Annotated in this window: 17 protein-coding genes; all 17 read right to left on the bottom strand. The window is 39.9% G+C overall.

Annotated elements, in window-relative coordinates; translation table 11 throughout:
- Positions 1-8: 8 nt before the first annotated feature.
- Positions 9-905: an ABC transporter permease gene (locus AC5KOD_RS20245; RefSeq protein WP_496916399.1), complete on the bottom strand. Its 897-nt coding sequence runs from the start codon at positions 903-905 to the stop codon at positions 9-11.
- Positions 906-941: 36 nt separating this feature from the next.
- Entirely contained in the window at positions 942-1,904 is a 963-nt protein-coding gene (opp4B, locus tag AC5KOD_RS20240; protein ID WP_496916398.1) for an oligopeptide ABC transporter permease, read from the bottom strand.
- Between the two features lie 2 nt (positions 1,905-1,906).
- Positions 1,907-2,854: an ATP-binding cassette domain-containing protein gene (locus tag AC5KOD_RS20235; protein WP_496916397.1), complete on the bottom strand. Its 948-nt coding sequence runs from the start codon at positions 2,852-2,854 to the stop codon at positions 1,907-1,909.
- A complete protein-coding gene (locus AC5KOD_RS20230; protein WP_496916396.1) occupies positions 2,854-3,861 on the bottom strand; it encodes an ABC transporter ATP-binding protein in 1,008 nt (335 codons plus the stop codon). Before AC5KOD_RS20230 ends, AC5KOD_RS20235 begins: the two co-directional genes overlap by 1 nt.
- Before the next feature lie 261 nt (positions 3,862-4,122).
- Positions 4,123-4,362 (bottom strand): acyl carrier protein, encoded by a 240-nt coding sequence (gene acpP / locus AC5KOD_RS20225; protein WP_496916395.1) that lies wholly within the window; start codon positions 4,360-4,362, stop codon positions 4,123-4,125.
- Between the two features lie 121 nt (positions 4,363-4,483).
- Positions 4,484-5,488 carry a phosphate acyltransferase PlsX gene (plsX, locus tag AC5KOD_RS20220; protein ID WP_496916394.1) on the bottom strand — a complete coding sequence of 335 codons (1,005 nt, stop codon included), beginning with the start codon at positions 5,486-5,488 and terminating at the stop codon, positions 4,484-4,486.
- Positions 5,489-5,919: 431 nt separating this feature from the next.
- Positions 5,920-7,176, bottom strand: a complete 1,257-nt coding sequence (gene ilvA, locus AC5KOD_RS20215; protein WP_496916393.1) for a threonine ammonia-lyase IlvA — start codon at positions 7,174-7,176, stop codon at positions 5,920-5,922.
- A gap of 164 nt (positions 7,177-7,340) precedes the next feature.
- On the bottom strand, positions 7,341-8,336 hold the full coding sequence (gene ilvC, locus AC5KOD_RS20210) for a ketol-acid reductoisomerase (RefSeq protein WP_496916392.1): 996 nt from the start codon (positions 8,334-8,336) through the stop codon (positions 7,341-7,343).
- Between the two features lie 138 nt (positions 8,337-8,474).
- The gene (gene ilvN / locus AC5KOD_RS20205) at positions 8,475-8,957 is read right to left on the bottom strand and encodes an acetolactate synthase small subunit (RefSeq protein ID WP_496916391.1); all 483 of its coding nucleotides are present in this window, start codon (positions 8,955-8,957) and stop codon (positions 8,475-8,477) included.
- On the bottom strand, positions 8,958-10,652 hold the full coding sequence (gene ilvB, locus AC5KOD_RS20200; protein ID WP_496916390.1) for a biosynthetic-type acetolactate synthase large subunit: 1,695 nt from the start codon (positions 10,650-10,652) through the stop codon (positions 8,958-8,960).
- A gap of 51 nt (positions 10,653-10,703) precedes the next feature.
- Positions 10,704-12,395, bottom strand: coding sequence for a dihydroxy-acid dehydratase (gene ilvD / locus AC5KOD_RS20195; RefSeq protein ID WP_496916389.1), 1,692 nt, complete (start codon positions 12,393-12,395; stop codon positions 10,704-10,706).
- A 684-nt stretch (positions 12,396-13,079) separates the two neighbouring features.
- Positions 13,080-13,667 carry a 3-isopropylmalate dehydratase small subunit gene (gene leuD / locus AC5KOD_RS20190; RefSeq protein ID WP_496916388.1) on the bottom strand — a complete coding sequence of 196 codons (588 nt, stop codon included), beginning with the start codon at positions 13,665-13,667 and terminating at the stop codon, positions 13,080-13,082.
- Positions 13,654-15,042 (bottom strand): 3-isopropylmalate dehydratase large subunit, encoded by a 1,389-nt coding sequence (gene leuC / locus AC5KOD_RS20185; protein WP_496916387.1) that lies wholly within the window; start codon positions 15,040-15,042, stop codon positions 13,654-13,656. Before leuC ends, leuD begins: the two co-directional genes overlap by 14 nt.
- Positions 15,043-15,071: 29 nt before the next feature.
- Positions 15,072-16,118: a 3-isopropylmalate dehydrogenase gene (leuB, locus tag AC5KOD_RS20180; protein ID WP_496916386.1), complete on the bottom strand. Its 1,047-nt coding sequence runs from the start codon at positions 16,116-16,118 to the stop codon at positions 15,072-15,074.
- A gap of 5 nt (positions 16,119-16,123) precedes the next feature.
- Positions 16,124-17,632 (bottom strand): 2-isopropylmalate synthase, encoded by a 1,509-nt coding sequence (locus AC5KOD_RS20175; RefSeq protein ID WP_496916385.1) that lies wholly within the window; start codon positions 17,630-17,632, stop codon positions 16,124-16,126.
- Between the two features lie 383 nt (positions 17,633-18,015).
- Positions 18,016-20,055, bottom strand: coding sequence for an ATP-dependent DNA helicase RecG (gene recG / locus AC5KOD_RS20170; RefSeq protein ID WP_496916384.1), 2,040 nt, complete (start codon positions 20,053-20,055; stop codon positions 18,016-18,018).
- A gap of 148 nt (positions 20,056-20,203) precedes the next feature.
- Positions 20,204-21,883: a DAK2 domain-containing protein gene (locus AC5KOD_RS20165; RefSeq protein WP_496916383.1), complete on the bottom strand. Its 1,680-nt coding sequence runs from the start codon at positions 21,881-21,883 to the stop codon at positions 20,204-20,206.
- Positions 21,884-21,909 lie beyond the last annotated feature (26 nt).

Raw genomic sequence — 21,909 nt, 5'->3', positions numbered from 1 at the left:
CCTTTGTTTTATCCTAATCGTTGTTTAGCGTCTGCTGAGCGACCTAACGCTTGACCGACGTAATTTATACTTAACATCATTATTAAGATAAATAACGATGCAGGTAACCAAACCCATGTTTTATTGACTAGAATGTCCGACTCCCTAGCAAAACCGATTAATGTTCCTAGACTCGGAACATCTGACGGTAAACCAAAGCCTAAGAAACTTAGTCCCGTTTCAATCCCAATATTAGCCGCAAAATTGATCGTCAAGTTGGTAATAATTAACGAACTCAAATTGGGCATGACCTCTCGAAACATGATTTTCAAATCACTTGTGCCTAAAGTTTTTGACGCGCTGACATAGTCTTTGCGACCTTCTGACAAAGTTTTACTTCTAAACAAACGGGCTTTTCCAACCCAATAAAAAGCACTCATAATTAAAACAAAAGAGTAGATATTATATTTAGGGATAATTGTCACAAAAACGATAATTATCATTTGCATTGGCAGTACCATAACAAAATCAACAATTCTCATTAAAATATTATCAACAAGTCCTCCATAATAGCCAGAGATTATCCCCAAGGAAACCCCAACAATTGAGGTAATAATTGTGATACTAAAGCCTATTAATATGGTATTTTTTGCACCAACGATCAATTCACCAAACACATCTCGACCGGAGATATCCGTTCCTAGCCAGTGCTCTGCACTTGGATTAGCGTATTGATTTAAAATATCAACTTCCATTAATTTATCTGCGTCAATAATAATTGAGCCAACAAATGCCGCTAATAGTAAGGTAATAATGATAATCAATGAAACAATTGCTACTTTATCTTTTTTAAATTCACGTACAATAACATTAAAGCCCATTGGTGGTGTACTTTCATGTAATTGTTGTTTTTCAACTTTGGTCATATTAGCCATCCTCGTCACCTTTTCCTTTCTCTGGTTTTATTGAATTCTAATTCGTGGATCAACGATACTCAGAATAATATCTGATAACAGGGTACCGACTAATGTAGCGATTCCGAGAATCAATACTAATGCCGTAATCACACTGTAATCTCGTCCATTTAACGAATCAATAAACAATTTCCCAATACCTGGGTAACCAAAGATGGTTTCGATGAAGATTGAGCCACCAATTAAACCAGTGATTTCATAACCAAAGGTAGATGCTACTGGTAACGATGCATTTCTAAAGATGTGGCGAGTGTAAACTTTCCCCTCCGGCACGCCTTTAGAACGGGCAGTCCGAACATAGTCCAAGCTTTTCGAATCGATTACTTCAGTTCTTAAGTACTGAATTGTTACCGCAGTTGCCAGTAACGCTTGAGTAATCGCAGGTAAAATAATATGCATAAACTTATCCCAATAAAACTCAAAAGTGCCATGAGGAATCCCCACTGTTCCTGAACCATTCGTCGGGAACCAGCCTAACTTATACCCAAAAGCGTACATCATCAATAAAGATAGTACAAATGGTGGTACAGCAAAGCTCACATAGTTGTAAACCACAACAAATCGATCTAATATGGAGTTTTGATACCTCCCTGCTAACATTCCTAATGGTAAAGCTATCGCATAAGTCAAAATCAACGCCAAGCTGGATAGCCAAATCGTATTAACAGCTTTATCAGCAATCACACGGGAAACTGGCATTTTCTTAACATAACTAATCCCAAAATCCCCAGTCGCTGCTTTTTTAACCCAATTAACGTACTGAGTTGGCCACGGATCATTTAGCCCAGCCTCTTCACGTAGCTCTTCTATTCGCTTAGGATCTGTATCTGGTGTAATCAGTCCCGTAAAAGGATCTCCCGGCATAGCCTTGGCTAGAGCAAAAATAAAAATACTTAAGATAATGATTTGTGGAATCATTAAAATCACACGTCTCAAAATTGTTTTCCACATAACTAGTTCCCCCCACTTTCAACCGTTGCTAGTGCCACTTGGTGAGAATCCGTTAGGGTGCGTAAATCATACACACGACCATTTTGATCGAAGTATTGTTGATAAACCTCTTGGTATTCTTTTTCAACCGCTCGGCGATTAGCCATATGCTGCTCACGATTTGCCACGTCAATTTTAGGAATTGCAGACAGTAATCGTTTCGTGTAAATATGCTGAGGAGCTGTGTAGATATCTTCACGAGTACCAATTTCAACAAAACGTCCTTTGGTCATAATCGCGATGTTATCACACATATGCTTAACAACCCCTAAATCATGGGAAATAAACAAATAACTTAAGCCATATTCTTCTTGAATTCGTTTCATGAAGTTTAACACTTGGGCCTGAACCGATAAATCTAAAGCTGAAACAGGCTCATCTGCAATAATCAATTTTGGACTTGTCGCAACTGCTCGAGCCACTCCTAGTCGCTGTCTTTGACCACCAGAAAACTCATGTGGGTATTTATAGAGGGCATCCTCTGGCATTCCCACAATATCTAACAAGCCTTTGATTTTTTTCTTTTCCTCTTGATCTGACAAGCGATCAAAATTACGAATCGGTTCGGCAATAATATCCATCACACGTTTCTTAGGATTTAAACTAGACATAGCATCCTGAAAAATCATTTGCACATCTTTATTATAATCAAGGGATTTTTGAGCGCCGCGCCGAGTCACATCTTGTCCTTCATAAATAATTTGCCCTGATGTTGCTTTTTCTAAGCCAACGATCGTTTTCCCAATAGTCGATTTCCCTGAACCAGACTCGCCGACAAGGCCGTAAGTTTTCCCTTTTTCAATGGTAAAATCAACGCCATCAACTGCCAACACATGGTCAGTCACTCGATTTAAAAAGCCACTGCGAATCGGGTAATGAACCTTTAAATCTTTAATTTCAATCAATGCCATTAGTGCGCTCCTTCCTCATCTTTAAAATGAAAGTGTTTATAACACGTACATCTAACAAAATGACCTGGAGTAATTTCGTGGAGCTTTGGACTTTCCTCATGCTCGGTCTCTGCAATCCAAGGAATCCGTGGGGCAAAACGACACCCTGTTCTTGGCAAGTTTTTCAATGATGGTACAATCCCCTCTATCACATGCAACTCTTCATCCATTGAATCTTCTTGAGGAATTGAGTTAAGTAGTGACTTCGTATAAGGATGTTGCGGGTTATTAAATAAATCCTCGGCAGTCGCTTGTTCAACAATTTGACCCGCATACATGACGGCAACCCGATCAGCCATCTCTGCAACGACTCCTAAATCATGGGTAATTAAAATAATTCCTGCTTGCGTTTCCGCTTGTAACTCTTTTAATAAATCTAAAATTTGTGCTTGAATCGTCACATCCAACGCAGTCGTTGGTTCATCTGCTATGATAATCGGTGGTTTACAGGAGATCGCAATCGCAATAATTACCCGTTGTCGCATTCCGCCAGATAGTTCGTGAGGAAATTGTCTAGCGACTCGAGGACCGTTAACAATCCCAACTTGCTCTAACAATTCGATCACTCGAGCCTCTTTTTGCTCTTTTGTAAACGTCGTATGTGCTGACAGGGCTTCAGAAATTTGATCACCTATCCGCATCAGTGGATTAAGTGCTGATAAGGGATCTTGAAAAATCATCCCAATATCATTTCCTCTAATTTGATTGTAAAGCGTTTCGTTAAAGGTTAATAAATCCAAATCCTTATAGACTATTTGGCCACTAATCCGCGTATTATTTGGGTTGTGCAGCCCCATAATAGTCGTTGCTAAGGTACTTTTACCACAACCAGATTCACCTACTATGGCAAATATTTCATTTTTTTGAAGCGTTATTGAAACCCCGTCTACTGCGTCATAGAACGCATCTTTTATTCGAAATCCTGTGTGCAAATCTTGTATATCTAACAGCTGATCCTCAACATTCAATCGGAAACCCCTCTTTCTTTCCTGTGTTCCACTAGAAACACGTTTGTCCTTTTTATCCCGAATTCCCTACTAAAGGAGTCTTCTTTTTACTTTCTCATAATTCTTTGTGATATTTAATAATTATACTCAAAGAACCTCGTTTTATCAATTATTTCATGCCCTATTAGGCTCTAATCTCATTATAAGTTTATTTATCACACATTTAAAATGATAAAAATCACAGAAAATCGTTAGAATATTCTAACAACTCTCTGTGATTTATTATTGGTGACTTGATATGTATTCAACTGCAGCTCCGACTGTTTCAATCTTCTCTGCGTCTTCATCGGAAATCTCAGTGCCAAATTCATCTTCTAATTCTAGAACAAATTCCATGATACTGATTGAATCTGCGCCTAGGTCATCTTTAATGTTTAAGGTCTCAACCACTTTGTCTTCTTCAACGTCAAAGTGCTTGGTGATAATTGAGCGAACTTTTTGTAGTACTTCTTCTTTCGTCACGTCTGTTCACCTCCCGACTATTACAAACTCTTTACAAATATCTCACTATCATTCTACTGATTTATCTGACGTTTGTCTATCTCTTTTTTTATGTTAGTTGACAAAATGCGGTTTAACAGGCTTACTCAGCTTTATTTTCTTCGAAATAAGTAACTAAATCATCAATCACATGACTCTCTAGCATATTATGAATTTGACGAATCGTATAATTAACTGCTTCTGGACCAGTTGATCCATGCGTTTTAATTACCGGTGCTTTTAAACCAAATAAGACCGCGCCGCCATGGGATGAATAATCCAGTTCTTTCTTCATACCACGTAGTGCATCTTTTAAGAGAACAGCCCCTAGCTTTCCTTTAATTCCTGCCCCTAAAATTGACGCCTTCAAGACATCCATCAAGGCCATTGCTGTTCCTTCTGTCGATTTCAAAACGGCATTACCAGTAAAACCATCTGTTACAATAACATCGGCCACTCCTGTTAATAAATCACGGGCTTCAACATTTCCAATAAAATTAATACTCGTTTCCGCTGCTAATAACTCATAAGACGCTTTCGTCAATTCACTGCCTTTAGTTGCTTCAGAACCATTATTCAACAAGCCAACTGTCGGATTAGCAATATTACGAACATTTTTTGCATAGTAACTAGCTAAGATAGCGTATTGCAAAATATGCTCTGGCTTATTATCAGCGTTAGCACCCATGTCGATGAAATCAAAACCGCCATCAGGATTTCCCATCACCGGCATTGTCGTCATCAATCCAGGACGCTCAATATTTTTTATTCTGCCAATGATAAAGAGCCCCGCGGCCAATAATGCCCCCGTATTTCCTGCTGAAAAAATCGCATCGGCCTCGCCATCCTTAACGGCTTTTGCTGCTAAAACCATTGATGCCTCTTTTTTACGACGAATCGCCTTAACTGGTTCATCATCACTCTCAATTTTTTCATCTGTATGAATAATTTTAATATTAGTGTCGTTTGTTACGTATTTTCTAATTTCAGGTTCTTTGCCGTATAGTTGAAATTCAATAGTTGGATAGTCCTTTTGAGCCAGCATAATCCCTTCAACTATTGCTTGAGGGGCGTTGTCGCCACCCATGGCATCTACAGCAATTCTCATAATAATCCTCCTCATGAACTGGTTAAATTCGCTTATCCTTTCAAAAAGGCTGAATAAGATAAACGGCGTGTTGGACAGAAAAAAAGGAAACATCCTCCATTTTTCCTGAATGTCACACTTAAAAGGAACATCGTCTTCTTCTCTATTCCATTTTATAAAGAACAGTATAGCACAAAATCATTGTAGATATATACATCCCGTAAAATAAGTCGGAAATATATATCCTCTCTAAAGATCAGAATATTGGAGAGTGCTTGTGGGACTTTCGATTATATAACAGGATATATATGGCTCATTAAACTGCCCACTATTTTAGTGACCCCTCTACAAAAAGAGACAACAGACATCCCCTTCTCACTCAACACAACGCTCTACCCAAATAACTGCTTATCAATGAACGAGTCATCAATAAACAGTTGTAAATGTAGCAACTAAACCAATAAGGTAAAGAGCATTTGGTCTTGATTTAAATCAATATAGCTTGGATCAAATTCAGCCATTCGTTCCTTCAAGGCTTGACTGTCATTTTTATCCGCTAACAGTATTCCGATTATAACTGGGCCACTGCCACGGTTAACTTTTTTGGTGTATTCAAACTTAGTAATATCATCATTTGGCCCAAGAATGTCTGTTACAAACTCTCTTAAAGCCCCTGGTCGTTGAGGGAAGTTAATGATAAAATAATGCTTCAGACCTTCATAAATCAACGATCGCTCATCGATTTCTTGCATTCGGTTGATGTCATTATTCCCGCCGCTAACAATACAAATAACCGTCTTGCCTTTAATTTCTGCTTGATTATCTGCCAGAGCAGCAATGCTTAAGGCGCCAGCAGGTTCAGCCACTATTGCCTGGCGTGTATATAATTCTAAAATCGTTGAGCAAACCAGCCCTTCTTCTACATCAATCACTTCATCAACATAGGCTTGGACATGGGCTAGGTTTTTATCCCCAGCTTTTTTCACAGCTGCACCGTCTACAAATGAGTCAACCTTCTTCAACTCGACTGAATGACCTTGACGTAATGCCTCAGCCATTGAACGAGCACCCTTTGGCTCCACACCGATTACCTTGGTTTTGGGGCTAACAGCTTTGACATAGGTCGAAACACCGCTGATTAGACCACCGCCACCTATCGCTGCAAAAATCATATCGGCTTGCTTGCCTTTTAAATCAGCCATCATCTCAACCGCTAAGCTCCCTTGACCAGCAATCACATCTTTATCATTGAATGGATCAATAAAGGTTTGATTGTGTTCAGCGCCATATTGTCGAGACGCTTTGGCAGAGGCATCAAATGTATCTCCTACCAATTGAATGTTCACATAGTATCCACCAAAAAATTTCACTTGAGATATCTTTTGATTAGGAGTGGTTGTTGGCATAAAGATTGTCGCCTTAACTTTCATCGCCTGACAAGTATAAGCCACACCTTGAGCATGATTACCAGCGCTTGCACAGACCACGCCTTTTGCTAATTGCTTTTCTGACAATTGACTAATGGCATAATAGGCACCACGTAGTTTAAATGAACGAACCCGCTGTAGATCCTCTCGCTTCAAATAAACGTGGCACTCGTATTTTTGAGATAAATAATCATCATATTGCAAAGGGGTTCGCCTTACTACGTCTTTTAAGACCTCATAAGCCGCCTCAACTTCTTCTTTCGTTACTAAGTCTGCTTCCATCCTATCAAACCTTCTTTTCTTAATGAGAGAGGGGCTGTGACATACGTCTGCCCCAGCCACCTCTTAATTTATACACCTTATTTTAATGGGTACATTGTAACATAACCAGTACTGTTTGCCTATCTGTTAGATTGGACTAATAGCTATCTCACTTATTAGCTTTGTTAGGCATTCTCTTTAACAAACGGCATCATTTTACGTAATTCAGCCCCAACTTTTTCAATTTGGTGACCTTCCTGTTCTTTACGTAACGCTTTGAAGTTTGCAAAGTCGTTTTTATTATCATCGATAAAGCCTTTAGCAAATTTTCCTGTTTGAATATCAGTTAACACATCTTTCATACGTGCTTTTGTTTCAGAAGTAACTACTCGTGGCCCAGAAACATAATCACCGTACTCAGCTGTATTAGAGATTGAGTTACGCATTTTAGCCATGCCACCCTCATACATTAAATCAACGATTAATTTCAATTCATGCAGTACCTCAAAGTAAGCAATCTCTGGTTGATAGCCTGCTTCAACTAATGTTTCAAATCCTGCTTGAACTAAATGAGTGGTTCCACCACAAAGGACAGCCTGTTCACCAAATAAATCTGTTTCTGTTTCCTCTTTAAATGTCGTTTCTAGTACGCCTACTCGAGTTGCGCCAATGCCTTTCGCATACGACATTGCCACGTCTGTTGCTTTACCTGTTGCATCTTGATAGACTGCAAACAGCGCTGGAACTGCGAAACCTTCAACAAATGTCCGACGTACTAAATGACCAGGACCCTTTGGAGCTACTAAGAAAACATCCACATCTGCTGGTGGCTGAATCACGTCAAAATGAATATTGAAACCATGAGCGAAAGCAAGTGCATTGCCAGCTTCTAAATTAGGCGCAATTTCATTTTCATATAAGTCACCTTGAATTTCGTCAGGCGCTAAGATCATTACAACATCGGCTTTTTTAGCCGCTTCTGCTACTGGATAAACATCAAAGCCATCATTACGAGCAGCTTCTGCTGATTTCCCTTCACGAATCCCAATAATCACTTGGTTTCCATTATCACGCAAGTTTTGCGCATGAGCATGTCCTTGTGAACCATATCCGATAATCGCAACTGTTTTTCCTTCTAGTTCGTTTTTTGTCACTGAATCTTCATAATATACTTTTGCCATTGTGCATTTCCCTCCAGGTCTCGTTTTAGGTCTATGTGTCACTACTTTAATAGCCATACAGCCTTTTTACGAGTTATCTTTTTTATTTATGTGATTTTATTATCAAATAATAAAATCGTGTTCCTACTATTGTATAGTCTATTTCGCGCCTCTCGTGAAACCAGTGACGCCTGTCCGCGCTAACTGTTGGATGCCATATGATCTAATTACATCCACAAAAGCATCAATTTTTTCACTAGTTCCAGTTACTTGGATAATTAATGATTTAGTCCCAACATCAATGACATTGCCACGGAATGGTTCAATCAACGTAAAAATCTCTGAACGTGTCGCAGCGGTCGCATTCACTTTCACTAAAGCTAGTTCTCGCTCAATATGTGGTTCATCTGTTATATCTGATACTTTAACTACATCAATCTGCTTGTTTAACTGCTTAATAATTTGCTCAATCTCATCTTTTGATTCAACTTGAACGACAATCGAAATCCGTGAAATATGTTTATCTTCTGTGGGACCGACGGAGATACTGTCAATATTAAATTGACGACGAGTTAAGACACCACTGATTCGATTTAAAATTCCCGATTGATTGTTAACCAGTGCGATAATTAATCGTTTCATCTACTCCACCCCCAACATCTGATAATTAGCTTTACCTGTGGGTACCATCGGTAAAACATGTTCGGTAGCTGATACATCCACATCAATTAAAACCGAACCAGCTGTTTCAAAGAGAGCTTGCAACTCTGCATCCAGTGTGTCTGGATTGGATAGCTTAACGCCTTTAATACTGTATGCTTCAGCCATTTTCACAAAATCAGGTTGACTCATAAAGACTGACTCTGATCGACGGCCTTCATAAAAGCTTTCCTGCCATTGACGAACCATTCCAAGGGAGTGATTATTTAAAATAACTACCTTGATATCAATCCCATAATCATTTAAAATAGCCAATTCCTGATTACTCATCTGGAAGCCACCATCTCCTACAAACAAAACAACCTCTTTATCAGGACAGCCAAGCTTCGCGCCAATCGCCGCAGGAATCCCATATCCCATCGTTCCTAAGCCACCACTTGTCACTAGCTGATGGACATTCTTATAAGGGTAATATTGCGCTGCCCACATTTGATGCTGCCCGACGTCTGTTACAACAATCGCCTCACCATTAGTCAACTCGCCAATTATCTCAATCACTCGCTGTGGTTTGATCTCTTCACGATTCTCTCGGTCATAACGGAATGGATGTCGTTCTTTATGAGACATATTTTGCTTTAGCCATTCCTCATTATCAGATTGATTAATGGACTGTGCTAAAGCATCTTTTAAAACTTCTTTAATATCACCCACAATTGGAACTTGAGTATCGATGACTTTACCAATTTCTGCTGGATCAACATCAATATGAACAATCATTGCATTTGGTGCAAATTCACTTGGCAAGCTAGCCAAACGATCATCGAAGCGTGATCCCATATTAATTAATAAATCACAATCAGTAATCGCCATATTAGCTGCAAACGAACCATGCATACCGCCCATTCCTAAAAATAGCGGATGGGTTGTAGGTACTGCCCCAAGTCCCAAAAGAGTGCTTAAAGTAGGAAGCTGATACTTCTCAATAAACTCGAGAACTTCTGCTTGAGCCTCACTGTGAATTACCCCTGCTCCAATCAACACAATTGGTTTTTTAGCTTTTTCCAAGGCATTTAACATCTTAGTAACTTGCAAAGTATTTGGGTAAACAGTCGGTTGATAGCTAGGGAGACAGACGGTCTCATCATAAGTTGTTTCGGTTCCCATTGCCGATATATCTTTTGGCAAATCAATCACGACTGGCCCTTTTCTTCCTGTATTTGCAATATGGAATGCTTCATTAATCACTCTTGGAATATCTTTGACATCTCGTACCTGATAATTATATTTTGTAATTGGCATGGTAATTCCTAAAACGTCCGCCTCTTGAAATGCGTCTTTTCCAATTCCTGGCATTCCAACTTGCCCTGTAAAAACAACTAATGGAATCGAATCGCTCATAGCATCTGCAATGCCAGTAATAGCATTAGTTGCTCCGGGACCACTTGTCACGACAACAACCCCTGGCTTCCCAGTCGCTTTGGCGTATCCTTCTGCGGCATGTACCGCTCCCTGTTCGTGACGAACTAGAATGTGCCTAATCTCACCTTTATACAATGTGTCATACAAGGGGAGAACTGCGCCACCTGGGTAACCAAAAATCATCTCAACTTCCTGCTTCTGTAACGACTCGATTAAAAGCTCCGAGCCACTTTTAAGTTGATAGTCTTTTTCTCCCATGATTTCACCTCTTTTAAGTTAGTTTAATGGTTCCTTTTGTTTCACTCGTTACTAATCTAATAAATCGTCTGGAATCTTCAAGACTCCGCCCGTATTAGCCGATGTTACTAACGCTGTGTATCTTGCTAGATAGCCTTTGGTTACTTTTGCTTTAAATTTAGGAACTGATTTTTTCCGTTCTTCTAATACCTCGTCTGGAACTTCTACATTTAAAGTTCGATTGGTTAAATCTATTTCAATTATATCTCCATCATTAATCAGACCAATTGGTCCGCCAGCTGCGGCCTCTGGTGAAATATGACCAACCGCAATCCCACGGGTTGCTCCTGAAAAACGACCATCAGTAATTAATGCCACTTCTTTTCCTAAGCCTCGACCCACAATACTTGAGGTTGGTGCAAGCATTTCTGGCATCCCTGGACCTCCCTTAGGTCCTTCATAGCGAATAACAACAACATGACCTTTAGTTACAGTATGATCATCAATCGCCGCTACAGCCTCATCATGAGAGCTAAAACAGATCGCTTTACCACGGAAAACCGTTATGGATGGGTCAACTCCACCAACTTTAATAACTGCTCCATCTGGCGCAATGTTTCCATAAAGAATGGATAACCCCCCCACTGGACTGTAAGGATTTTCTTTTGGATGAATAACTTCAGGATTTTTGATTACAGCATCCTGAACATTTTCACGAATAGTTTTTCCTGTCACAGTAATTCGATCAGGATGAATCGCATCTCCTAAATCAACCAACTCTTTCATAATCGCTGGAACCCCACCGGCCTCATGAACATCATGCATTGAATACGATGATGATGGTGCGATTTTAGATAAATATGGAACCCGCTTGGCAATTTCATTTACATCTGCTAGGTTATAGTCAATTTCTGCTTCATGAGCAATCGCTAAAGTATGTAAGACCGTATTAGTTGAACCACCCATTGCCATATCTAAGGCAAAAGCATCATCAATGGCTTCTTTCGTCACGATGTCTCTTGGTTTAATGTTATTCTTTACTAAATCCATCAAATGAAATGCCGATTGCCTAACTAGCTCGCGACGTTCGTCGGATACTGCTAAAATAGTCCCATTTCCTGGTAAAGCTAGTCCCAGTACTTCCATCAAACAGTTCATCGAATTAGCAGTAAACATTCCTGCACATGAACCACAAGTTGGACAAGCATTTTGTTCCATAAAAAGAAAGTCCTCTTTAGTCATATTCCCAGCTTTATAAGTCCCAACTGCTTCAAACATGTCCGAAAGAGTAGAGGCACGACCATGAGGATCAATCCCCGCTTTCATCGGACCACCTGAACAGAAAATCCCCGGAACATTCGTCCGCATAGCTGCCAACAGCATTCCTGGTGTGATTTTATCACAGTTTGGAATATAGAAAACACCGTCAAACCAATGGGCATTAATGACTGTTTCAGCCGCATCTGCAATAACTTCTCGACTTGGTAACGAGTAACGCATGCCAATATGTCCCATGGCAATCCCATCGTCAACACCAATTGTATTGAATTCAAAGGGGATACCGCCTGCTTCACGAATGGCTTCTTTCGCCACATCTGCTAGCTCACGCAAATGGACATGTCCTGGTACAATGTCAATATAGGAGTTACAAATAGCGATAAATGGTTTGTTCATGTCTTTCGCATTTTTAACTTGCCCTGTTGCATACAGCAGGCTTCTAGCCGGTGCCGCTTCAATCCCTTTTTTGATTTTATCACTACGCATAATTGATTTTCTCCCCTTTGTTTGTCTAGGTACTTAATCCTAATTTTGGTTTTCAAACCACAGAGTTTGTCTCATGCTTCGTTGTCCTTAACTTCTACGTTGCTCACGCAACTAGAGTTGAGGCTCTTCGCATAATTGATTTTCTCTCCTTTGTTTGTCTAGGTACTTAATCCTAATTTTGGTTTTCCAACCATAGAGTTCGTCTAGGTGTCTGCTTTCAGTAATTTTTTCTAATGACTCATCTATCACAACAAAAAACACCCCATCTTGTTTGATTAACAAAATGGGGTGTTTGGCAAGCGTCCCATTTCACTAATGCAAACAGGACTAAAACGACTGCAAAAATTTCTGCGGTTGCTCTAAGCCCAGTTGATTAATAAAATAATGACTAGTTGCTTGCCTGATTTATTCATGAGATAGTTCTCCTCTTTATTCGATGTTTGTTCGTGTGAACATCATTAGAATTTGATTAACTTTTAGTGTTATGTTCTAATATATACTTCATGAAAGTAAAAGTCAATGAAAAGTTGAAATTATCTGACAATTTAATAAATAGCAAGGTTGTTATCAATTGTAAACCATTCAAAGATACCTACTTGATTGACTTACAATCCCAAAGTTCATTTATTTTATTAATCACTGGAAAATCTCTGCCTTTGTTTGAATTAGATATCATTATTTACATTAAGCCCAATAGCTAGGGATTGTCGCTTCATAGGCTGTTAGCTTTGGCTCATCTGCCAAAGTAACGGCTATGTCATCTAATCCATTAATCAATTTGTTTTTCCACATAGGATCAATGTCAAATGAATAGGTTCCAACACTCGCTCGTACTTCCTGTGCTGGTAAATCAATGATAATCGACTCATCAGCCTCAATTGATGCTAATTTTTCACGAGCCTCACTAGCTAAAACAATTGGCAAAAGACCATTTTTTATAGCATTCATATAAAAAATATCACTATAGCTTCCCGCAATAACTACTCTAAACCGATAATCCATTATTGCCCAAGCAGCATGCTCCCTGGAAGAACCACAACCAAAATTATCTCCCGTTATTAAAATAGTTGCCGACTGACGCTCAGGATAATTCAATATAAATTCTGGATTTTCCGAGCCGTTTGCTAAAAAGCGCCATTCGTCAAATAAGTGCTTACCAAATCCTGTCTTCTCAATTCGCTTTAGAAAGGACTTTGGAATAATCTGATCTGTATCAATATTATCGTTCATCAACGGAACTGTCAGCCCTTGATGTATCTTAATTGCCTCCATTCAACCACTCACCCTCTCTAATATCTGTAAAGGTCCCAACTATTGCCGCAGCCGCAGCCATTGCTGGACTACATAAATGCGTTCGTGCGCCTTTACCTTGACGTCCTTCAAAATTTCGATTCGAAGTTGACGCACAGTGAACTCCCTCTGGAACTTGGTCTGGATTCATCCCCAAACACATCGAACAGCCTGGCTCACGCCACTCAAATCCTGCCTCTGTAAAGACCTTATCTAGCCCCATTTTTTCTGCCGCTTTACGGACAGGTCGCGACCCTGGGACCACTAAGCCAGTAATGCCTTCTTTAATTTTTTTCCCTTTTACAATGCTTGCCGCTTCTTCCAAATCAGAGAGGCGACCATTTGTACATGAGCCAATAAAAACATACCCTAGTGGAATATCTGAGCCCTTTTGCCCTGGTTTTAAATCCATGTAGGCATAAGCACGCTCATCATTAATGTCACCAATTTCTGGGAAAGTAGACGTAATCGGCACACCCATCTCTGGATTTGTTCCCCACGTAATTTGTGGAACAAGCTGACTCGCATCAAGTTCAATCAAACGATCAAACTTAGCATCCTCATCTGTATAGAGCGTCCGCCAATCTGCAATCGCAGCCTCTATATCTTTTGGCGCATATTGACGATCACGGACATAAGCATAGGTAGTCTCATCAGGCGCCATCATCCCCATCTTAGCACCGCCCTCAATCGACATGTTACAAATACTCATTCGCTCCTCCATCGTCAGTCCTTCAATAGTGTCACCAAAAAATTCAACACCGTACCCAACCCCAAAATCCACACCATAGGTCGCAATTAAATTCAGAATAATGTCTTTTGCGTAGACGCCTTTAGCTAGTTTTCCAGTAATTTTTATACCGAGATTTTTCGGTTTTTGTTGCCAAATACTTTGAGTCGCAAACACATGCTCTACTTCACTTGTGCCAATTCCAAAAGCAATGGCTCCAAAAGCGCCATGGGTAGCAGTATGTGAATCCCCACAAACAATTACTTTACCTGGTTGCGTTAGCCCAGTTTCTGGTCCAACCATATGAACAATCCCTTGACGATCACTTCCGTTATCACACAGTTCAACCCCAAATTCATCGCAATTACGACGCAGTGCATCAATTTGATTTTTAGAAACCAAATCCGTAATATTAAAAATATCTTTAGTCGGTGTATTGTGGTCCATCGTCGCAAATGTTTTATCTGGTCGTCTTAGCTGTCTTCCCTCAAGTCGCAATCCCTCAAAAGCCTGAGGTGAAGTTACCTCATGAATCAAATGCAAATCAACGTAAATCAATTGCGGCTCACCTAGTTCGCCACTGACCACATGCCGTTCCCAAACTTTATCAAATAGTGTTTTTCCCATTCCTGTGCCTCTTTTCACGTTTTATGCTGCTAAGCAGCTTGAATTTTTCTAATCACTGCCTCTACAAATTCTGTCGTTGAGGTCTTACCACCTAAATCACTTGTTAATACGCCTTCTGCCATTACAGCATAACAAGTACTTTCAACATCAGTTGCTGCTTCGTCCCAACCAAATGACTCTCTCAACATCATCGCCATAGATAAAATCATCGAAACAGGATTAGCACAATTTTTCCCCGCTATGTCTGGTGCTGAACCATGAATTGGTTCATATAAAGATAAACCATCCATACCATGGCTTGCACTAGGTAAAATCCCTAGAGTTCCAGGAATTACTGATGCCTCATCACTTAGAATGTCTCCAAATAAATTTTCGGTCACTATCACATCAAAATGAGTCGGTTCTTGAATCAACTTCATCGCCACTGAATCAACTAAATGATGTTCCAACGTCACATCAGGAAATTCAATAGCTACTTCATCAGCAATTTTGCGCCAAAGCTTGCTAGTTGCTAAGACATTCGCTTTATCTACTGATGTAACCAACTTGCGGCGCCCTCTAGCTATTTCAAATCCTTTGCGAAGTATTCGTCTAATCTCATCTGCTGTATAAGTACAGGTATCCAAGGCATTTTCCGCATTTAACTCTTGCGGTTCACCAAAATAAATGCCACCAGTTAACTCTCGAACAACTACAAAATCAGCTCCAGTCACTACCTCTGGCTTCAATGGTGATAAATGTGCCGTTGCTGTCGGCACCGTTACCGGACGAATATTAGCATACAAATTTAACGCTTTTCTTAAAGCTAATAGTCCTTGCTCTGGTCTAACTGCTGCCGAATCCCACTTTGGTCCACCAATAGCGCCCAAAAGAATCGCATCTGCTTCTTTACAAGCCGCTAACGTTGTTTCTGGTAAAGGATGCCCTTGACTATCAATCGCTACACCACCAAACTCATACTTTTTTGCCTCTAACTTCAATTGGTATTTTTGAGCAATCACTTCCATCACCTGTAAGGCACTTGTCATAATTTCCTTGCCAATACCATCGCCAGGTAAACACACAATTTTTTTCATAATCACTACCCTTTTTCCTTAATATAATTACTTGCTTGAATATACGCTTTTGCTGATGCCTGTAAAACATCAAAGTCAATCCCCACGCCATTATAATTACGACCATTTCGTTCATCTTTTACAGTCACGTGAACCTCAGCCTGGGCATCTTCACCTTCAGTAACAGATTTAATGCTAAAATGATTTAATTTTGGCGCTTGTTCCATCAGACGGTCAATTGTATTATAAATGGCTTGAATACTGCCAGAGCCAACAGCTGAATCACTAAAAATGCCTTCATCTGTTTCGATACTCACGATAGCACCTTGCTTACCATCCGACACGTATTGCAGCTGTAAACCATGTAAACGATAAGCCTCCTCACATTCGCTCGACTGCCCCGCAATCAAGGCATGCAAATCACTTTCCGTAACTTGTTTCTTTTTATCAGCCAATGCTTTAAACTTCTTAAAGGATTGGTTCAACTCATCATCTGATAGCTGATACCCCATCTCTTCCATGCGGGAAGTAAAAGCGTGTCGACCAGATAGTTTTCCTAGAGGCAATGAGTTAGTCGCCACTCCAACAAGTGATGGCGTGATAATTTCATAAGTATCAGGATTTTTAAGCACACCATCTTGATGAATTCCGGATTCATGCGCATATGCATTAGCCCCAATAATTGCTTTATTTCGTGGAACAGAGACACCTGATAATTGACTCACCAAGTCACTGGTCCGTTTCGTTTCATTCAATACAATATTACTATCCTGTTGGTAAAAATCTTTGCGAACATGCAGGGCCAATGCCACTTCTTCAAGAGCTGTATTTCCTGCTCGCTCACCAATTCCATTAATAGTTCCTTCAACACGACGAGCACCATTTTCAATTGCAGCTAGAGAATTGGCCGTTGCCATTCCCAAATCATCGTGACAATGAGGCGAAAATATGACGTCCTCGCCAGTCTGGCAATTCTTAATTAAGTAACTAAAAATCTCACCATATTCAGTTGGATTAGAATACCCCACCGTATCAGGGACATTAATAATTGTCGCACCAGCATCAATCGCCGTCTGAACTGCCTCTAATAAAAATTCTCGTCGAGTACGTGTCGCATCCTCTGGCGAAAATTGAACCACATCAAATTTAGTTTTAGCGTAACTTACATGCTCCTTTATCGCTGCGAGAACTTCGTTTGGCGTTTTTTTCAATTTATACTCCATGTGGATGTCACTCGTTGCCAAAAACAAATGTATCTGAGGATACTTGGCAACGGAAAGTGCTTCATGCGCTCGATCAATATCAGGTTTATAGCAGCGTGCCAAGCCGACAACTGTCGTCTTTTTAAGTGCTTTAGCAATCGCTTGAACTGCCTCGAAATCCCCTACCGATGAATTAGGAAAACCGGCTTCTATCGCATCAATCCCCCATTTTTCTAACTGTTGAGCAATTCTCACTTTCTCTTTGGTATTAAAATTAACCCCTGGTGTTTGTTCGCCATCTCTTAACGTTGTGTCAAAAAATTGAATAGTCATAACTAATACGCTCCTTTTCATTCTCATTTAATTGTCTTGGTTTTTAGTAATAAAAAAGCACCCCACTTCTTGGGATGCTTAGCTCAGCCCCAAGTCATGCAATGCAGAATAGGACCCCTAACAACTGAATTTTTTTCAGTGTTCTGAGCCCCTACAGTAATAATAAAGTTGTAAAGTAAGCTGATTTAATTGTACACATGATAAGTTACCTCCAACTATTTTTCTTATTTGCGAAATATTCTGACAATTCAAATAATTCTTAATATTTAATATACAGAATATAAAAGTATTTGTCAAACATTATTTTAAAAAAAATTCCGAGACAGTTGTCTCGGACTAATAACTTCTTTTATTTTTCTGATTAACTAGCTTTTCTCCCCTCGCTAATCAAAAAAGTTTTTCGCTGTGTTCTCATCAAATAATCGATCTTTCAATGCTTGATACCTTGATTCATGCCACCAATTTTCGATTCCCCAAATAGCAACCGCTTCTTGCCTGGCAGCTTCTAGCGTAGCAAAATCAGCTACAATATCGCCAACCAAGAATTGTGGAACGCCAGACTGACGGGAGCCAAAAAATTCACCGGGGCCACGCATTTCCAAATCTTTTTGGCTTAAAACAAACCCATCCGTTGTTTCAGTCATGATCTTCATCCGTTCACTGCCCATCTCGTTTTTCGGATTAGCTACTAGCACACAATAAGAGGCCTGACTTCCCCGACCTACCCGACCACGAAGCTGATGAAGCTGAGCCAAACCAAAACGATCAGCATCCATAATCAACATTGTGGTTGCATTAGGTACATTTACGCCAACTTCAATAACCGTCGTCGACACTAAAATTTGCATCTTATTTTCTTTAAAGGTAGACATAATTTCATCTTTTTCTTGAGCTTTCATTTTACCGTGAAGTAGACCAACCTGGTACTTAGGGTAAAATGCTTGTAAATTTTCATAGATTTCAGTCGCATTCTTCACGTCTAAAGACTCTGACTCTTCAATCAATGGACAAATAACATAGGCCTGTCGACCAGCTTTTAATTCCTTCTCCATCCATGTCAAAACTGTTTCTAATTGAGGAGGTCTTACCCAACGAGTTTCTATTGGAATTCGCCCTTTGGGAAGTTCATCAATAATCGAGACATCCATTTCCCCGTAAGCTGTAATTGCTAATGTCCGTGGAATTGGTGTAGCTGTCATAAATAAGACATCAGGATTGGCTCCTTTTTCGCGCAAAACTTTCCGTTGATTTACTCCAAATCGGTGTTGCTCATCTGTAATTACTAGCCCTAATTTATTAAACTCAACATCCTTCTGGATCAATGCATGTGTACCTATTACCACATCTAAGCGTCCATCAGCCATTTGTTCAAGTATCTCACGCCGTTCTTTCGTTTTTGTTGACCCTGTCAACAATGAGACGTTAATATTAAAAGGTGTAAGTAAGTCAACCAAACTTTCTAAATGTTGCTCAGCTAAAATTTCAGTTGGAACCATCAGTGCTCCTTGATATCCTGCTGTCACAGTTGCATATAAGACAATTGCCGCCACCACTGTTTTACCACTTCCGACATCCCCCTGTAATAAGCGATGCATATGAGTCGTGCTCCTCAAATCGCGACAAATTTCGTTCGTTACTCGCTTTTGGGCCTCTGTCAGCTCAAATGGTAATGCCTGAGTAAACTCTTTCAAGCGATCCACATCATAAAGAATTTGTAGACCTTGACTAATTTCTTTTTCTTGGTAGCGAAGTTGTTGCATCTGCATTTGAAATTCAAAAAACTCTTCAAAAATAATTCGTCGCCTAGCTGACAGGCTATCCTCAGCTTTTTCTGGAAAATGCATCGCACGCATTGCTGGTTTTCTTGGCATCAAACGATACTTTTCTATCAGTTCTTCGGGTAGCCATTCTTCAATCAACTCACCGTACTCATCGAAGCCACTCTTAATTAAATTGACCAAGGTATTTTGACGAATTTTTTTATTCACATGATAAATTGGTGCAAAATCAGCATCGTTTTCTTCACGACTACCGAGAATTTTCATCCCTGTCAACGCCTTACGTTTTGCATCCCATTTACCAAATACTGCAATTTCTTCTGATAAAACGATCTTATCTTTTAAGTAGGCTTGATTAAAAAAAGTCACGTTAATTACAGCATGATCATGCATAATTCGAAAGCTCAAGCGATTTTTTCGGTAACCATAATGCGACACAACCCCCTCGGCAACAACTAGCCCCTTTAAAACAACCTTCTCTTGATCACCAATTTCTGCTAACTTCTTTTCTTGAATATCATCGTATCGAAAAGGATAATAAGATAAAAGCTCTTCCACTGTTTCTAAGCCTAATTCTTGTAAATTCTCCGCCCGTTTCGGCCCAACTCCTGGTAAATATTGGATGGGATCTGTTATTTTTTTCAACCATTGTCCTCCTCTCTTATTTTCTAATGATCTCTCAAAAAAACGGAATGTACGTTCCCCATCTGATAGGCAAAAAGAGGCCGGATACTACTTCCGACCTCTCTAATTTGTACAAACTATATAACTAAAAATCAGCTAGCTTCCTCGGCTACTCAACTGAGAATAGGTAAGGATAGACAGGTTGTCCACCTTCATGAATTTCCACTTCAAGTGCATCATCAATTGCCAAAATACCAGCTTCTAATTTTTTCGCTTCAGCTAATTTGCCGTCTTCTCCGACAATAATAGTCACAATTTCGCTGTCTTCATCGAGCATTTTCGCTACAGTCACAAGTGACGCATCATAACGTCCTTTTTCAGACACAACAATCTTACCTTCAACCATTCCGATGTAGTCGTCTTTGGTTATTTCAACTCCATCAATAGTCGTATCGCGAACAGCCGTCGTCACTTGGCCACTCTTAACTTCATCAAGCATCGCCGTCATAGCTGCTTGGTTGTCAACTAATGATTGTTGATCATTAAAACCTAGCATCGCTGTCATCCCCTGAGAAATAGTTTTAGCAGGTACGACCACTACTGGCAATTCACTCACTTCAGCCGCTTGATCAGCTGCCATGAAAATATTCTTATTATTTGGCAAAATGATTACATTTTCTGCGTTAACTTCATCAATAGCCTTCAAAATATCTTCTGTACTTGGATTCATAGTTTGACCACCACTGATAATGTAGTTAGCCCCTAAACTACGAAACAGCTCTTGAACCCCTTCACCCGCTGCAATGGCAATTATGCCAAATGGGGCTGGTGGTTGTTTTTCTTTTGGTCCTGCTTCTGGTTTTTCATTCTCTAATAAACTATCATGCTGCAAACGCATGTTATCAACTTTAATTTTTACTAGTGAACCAAATTTTTGGCCATAATTCATCACTTCACCAGGGTGTTCCGTATGAACGTGAACTTTAATAATTTCATCATCGGCAACCACCAATAGAGAGTCACCTAATTCATTTAAATAATTGCGGAATGTCTCATAATCAAACTCACTATCGACTGTTTCGCCATCTCCGATGTGAACCATAATTTCTGTACAATAACCAAATTTAATGTCTTCTGTTGCCACATGCCCCGCTACACTACGATGATGTTCTGCATTAACCATCTCAGTCATTTGCGCTGCATTTGGCTGATAGACTGGATTGTCAACAATTTTACCAGAAAGTACTTCTAAGAAGCCTTCATAAATAAATAACAGACCTTGCCCACCACTATCTACAACACCCACTTCTTTTAAAACAGGTAATAAATCTGGTGTCCGATCTAACGAGCGCTTAGCACCCTTGACAACTGCTTCCATGACCTCAACACAATCATCTGTTTCTTTGGCTTTCTTTTCACCGGCTCTAGCAGCTTCACGAGAAACAGTCAAAATTGTTCCCTCGACTGGCTTCATAACAGCCTTATAAGCTGTTTCAACACCATGTGTAAAGGCAGCCGCCAAATCTTGAGCATTGAGTTCAACGACATCAGGAATTTTTTTAGAGAAACCACGGAATAACTGAGATAAAATAACACCTGAGTTTCCGCGAGCCCCCATCAAAAGCCCCTTTGAAAGAGCTTGAGCCAATTCTCCGACTTTTTCCGAGACATTTGTTGTGACAGCTTTTGCCCCACTCGTCATTGATAAATTCATATTCGTTCCGGTATCCCCATCAGGAACCGGGAATACGTTCAATGAATTGACGTATTCGGCATTTTTATCCAAACGTTCTGCTCCAGCTTGAACCATCGCTTGGAACTGTCCGCTGTTAATTGCTGTTACTTTCACTTAATTATCCTCCTTAAGATTAGACT

It is taken from the genome of Vagococcus sp. WN80Y (genome assembly GCF_059621045.1).
Note: the sequence above shows the minus strand (reverse complement) of the source record. Positions and strands in the feature narration are given on the sequence as shown.

What these genes read in the sequence shown, in the direction of transcription:
- ilvN (WP_496916391.1), bottom strand. Translation starts at nt 8,957, where the DNA reads ATGAAACGATTAATTATCGCACTGGTTAACAATCAATCGGGAATTTTA.
- opp4B (WP_496916398.1), bottom strand. Translation starts at nt 1,904, where the DNA reads ATGTGGAAAACAATTTTGAGACGTGTGATTTTAATGATTCCACAAATC.
- ilvC (WP_496916392.1), bottom strand. Translation starts at nt 8,336, where the DNA reads ATGGCAAAAGTATATTATGAAGATTCAGTGACAAAAAACGAACTAGAA.
- ilvB (WP_496916390.1), bottom strand. Translation starts at nt 10,652, where the DNA reads ATGGGAGAAAAAGACTATCAACTTAAAAGTGGCTCGGAGCTTTTAATC.
- AC5KOD_RS20235 (WP_496916397.1), bottom strand. Translation starts at nt 2,854, where the DNA reads ATGGCATTGATTGAAATTAAAGATTTAAAGGTTCATTACCCGATTCGC.
- plsX (WP_496916394.1), bottom strand. Translation starts at nt 5,488, where the DNA reads ATGAGAATTGCTGTAGATGCCATGGGTGGCGACAACGCCCCTCAAGCA.
- leuB (WP_496916386.1), bottom strand. Translation starts at nt 16,118, where the DNA reads ATGAAAAAAATTGTGTGTTTACCTGGCGATGGTATTGGCAAGGAAATT.
- AC5KOD_RS20245 (WP_496916399.1), bottom strand. Translation starts at nt 905, where the DNA reads ATGACCAAAGTTGAAAAACAACAATTACATGAAAGTACACCACCAATG.
- leuD (WP_496916388.1), bottom strand. Translation starts at nt 13,667, where the DNA reads ATGGAGGCAATTAAGATACATCAAGGGCTGACAGTTCCGTTGATGAAC.
- AC5KOD_RS20175 (WP_496916385.1), bottom strand. Translation starts at nt 17,632, where the DNA reads ATGACTATTCAATTTTTTGACACAACGTTAAGAGATGGCGAACAAACA.
- ilvA (WP_496916393.1), bottom strand. Translation starts at nt 7,176, where the DNA reads ATGGAAGCAGACTTAGTAACGAAAGAAGAAGTTGAGGCGGCTTATGAG.
- leuC (WP_496916387.1), bottom strand. Translation starts at nt 15,042, where the DNA reads ATGGGAAAAACACTATTTGATAAAGTTTGGGAACGGCATGTGGTCAGT.
- ilvD (WP_496916389.1), bottom strand. Translation starts at nt 12,395, where the DNA reads ATGCGTAGTGATAAAATCAAAAAAGGGATTGAAGCGGCACCGGCTAGA.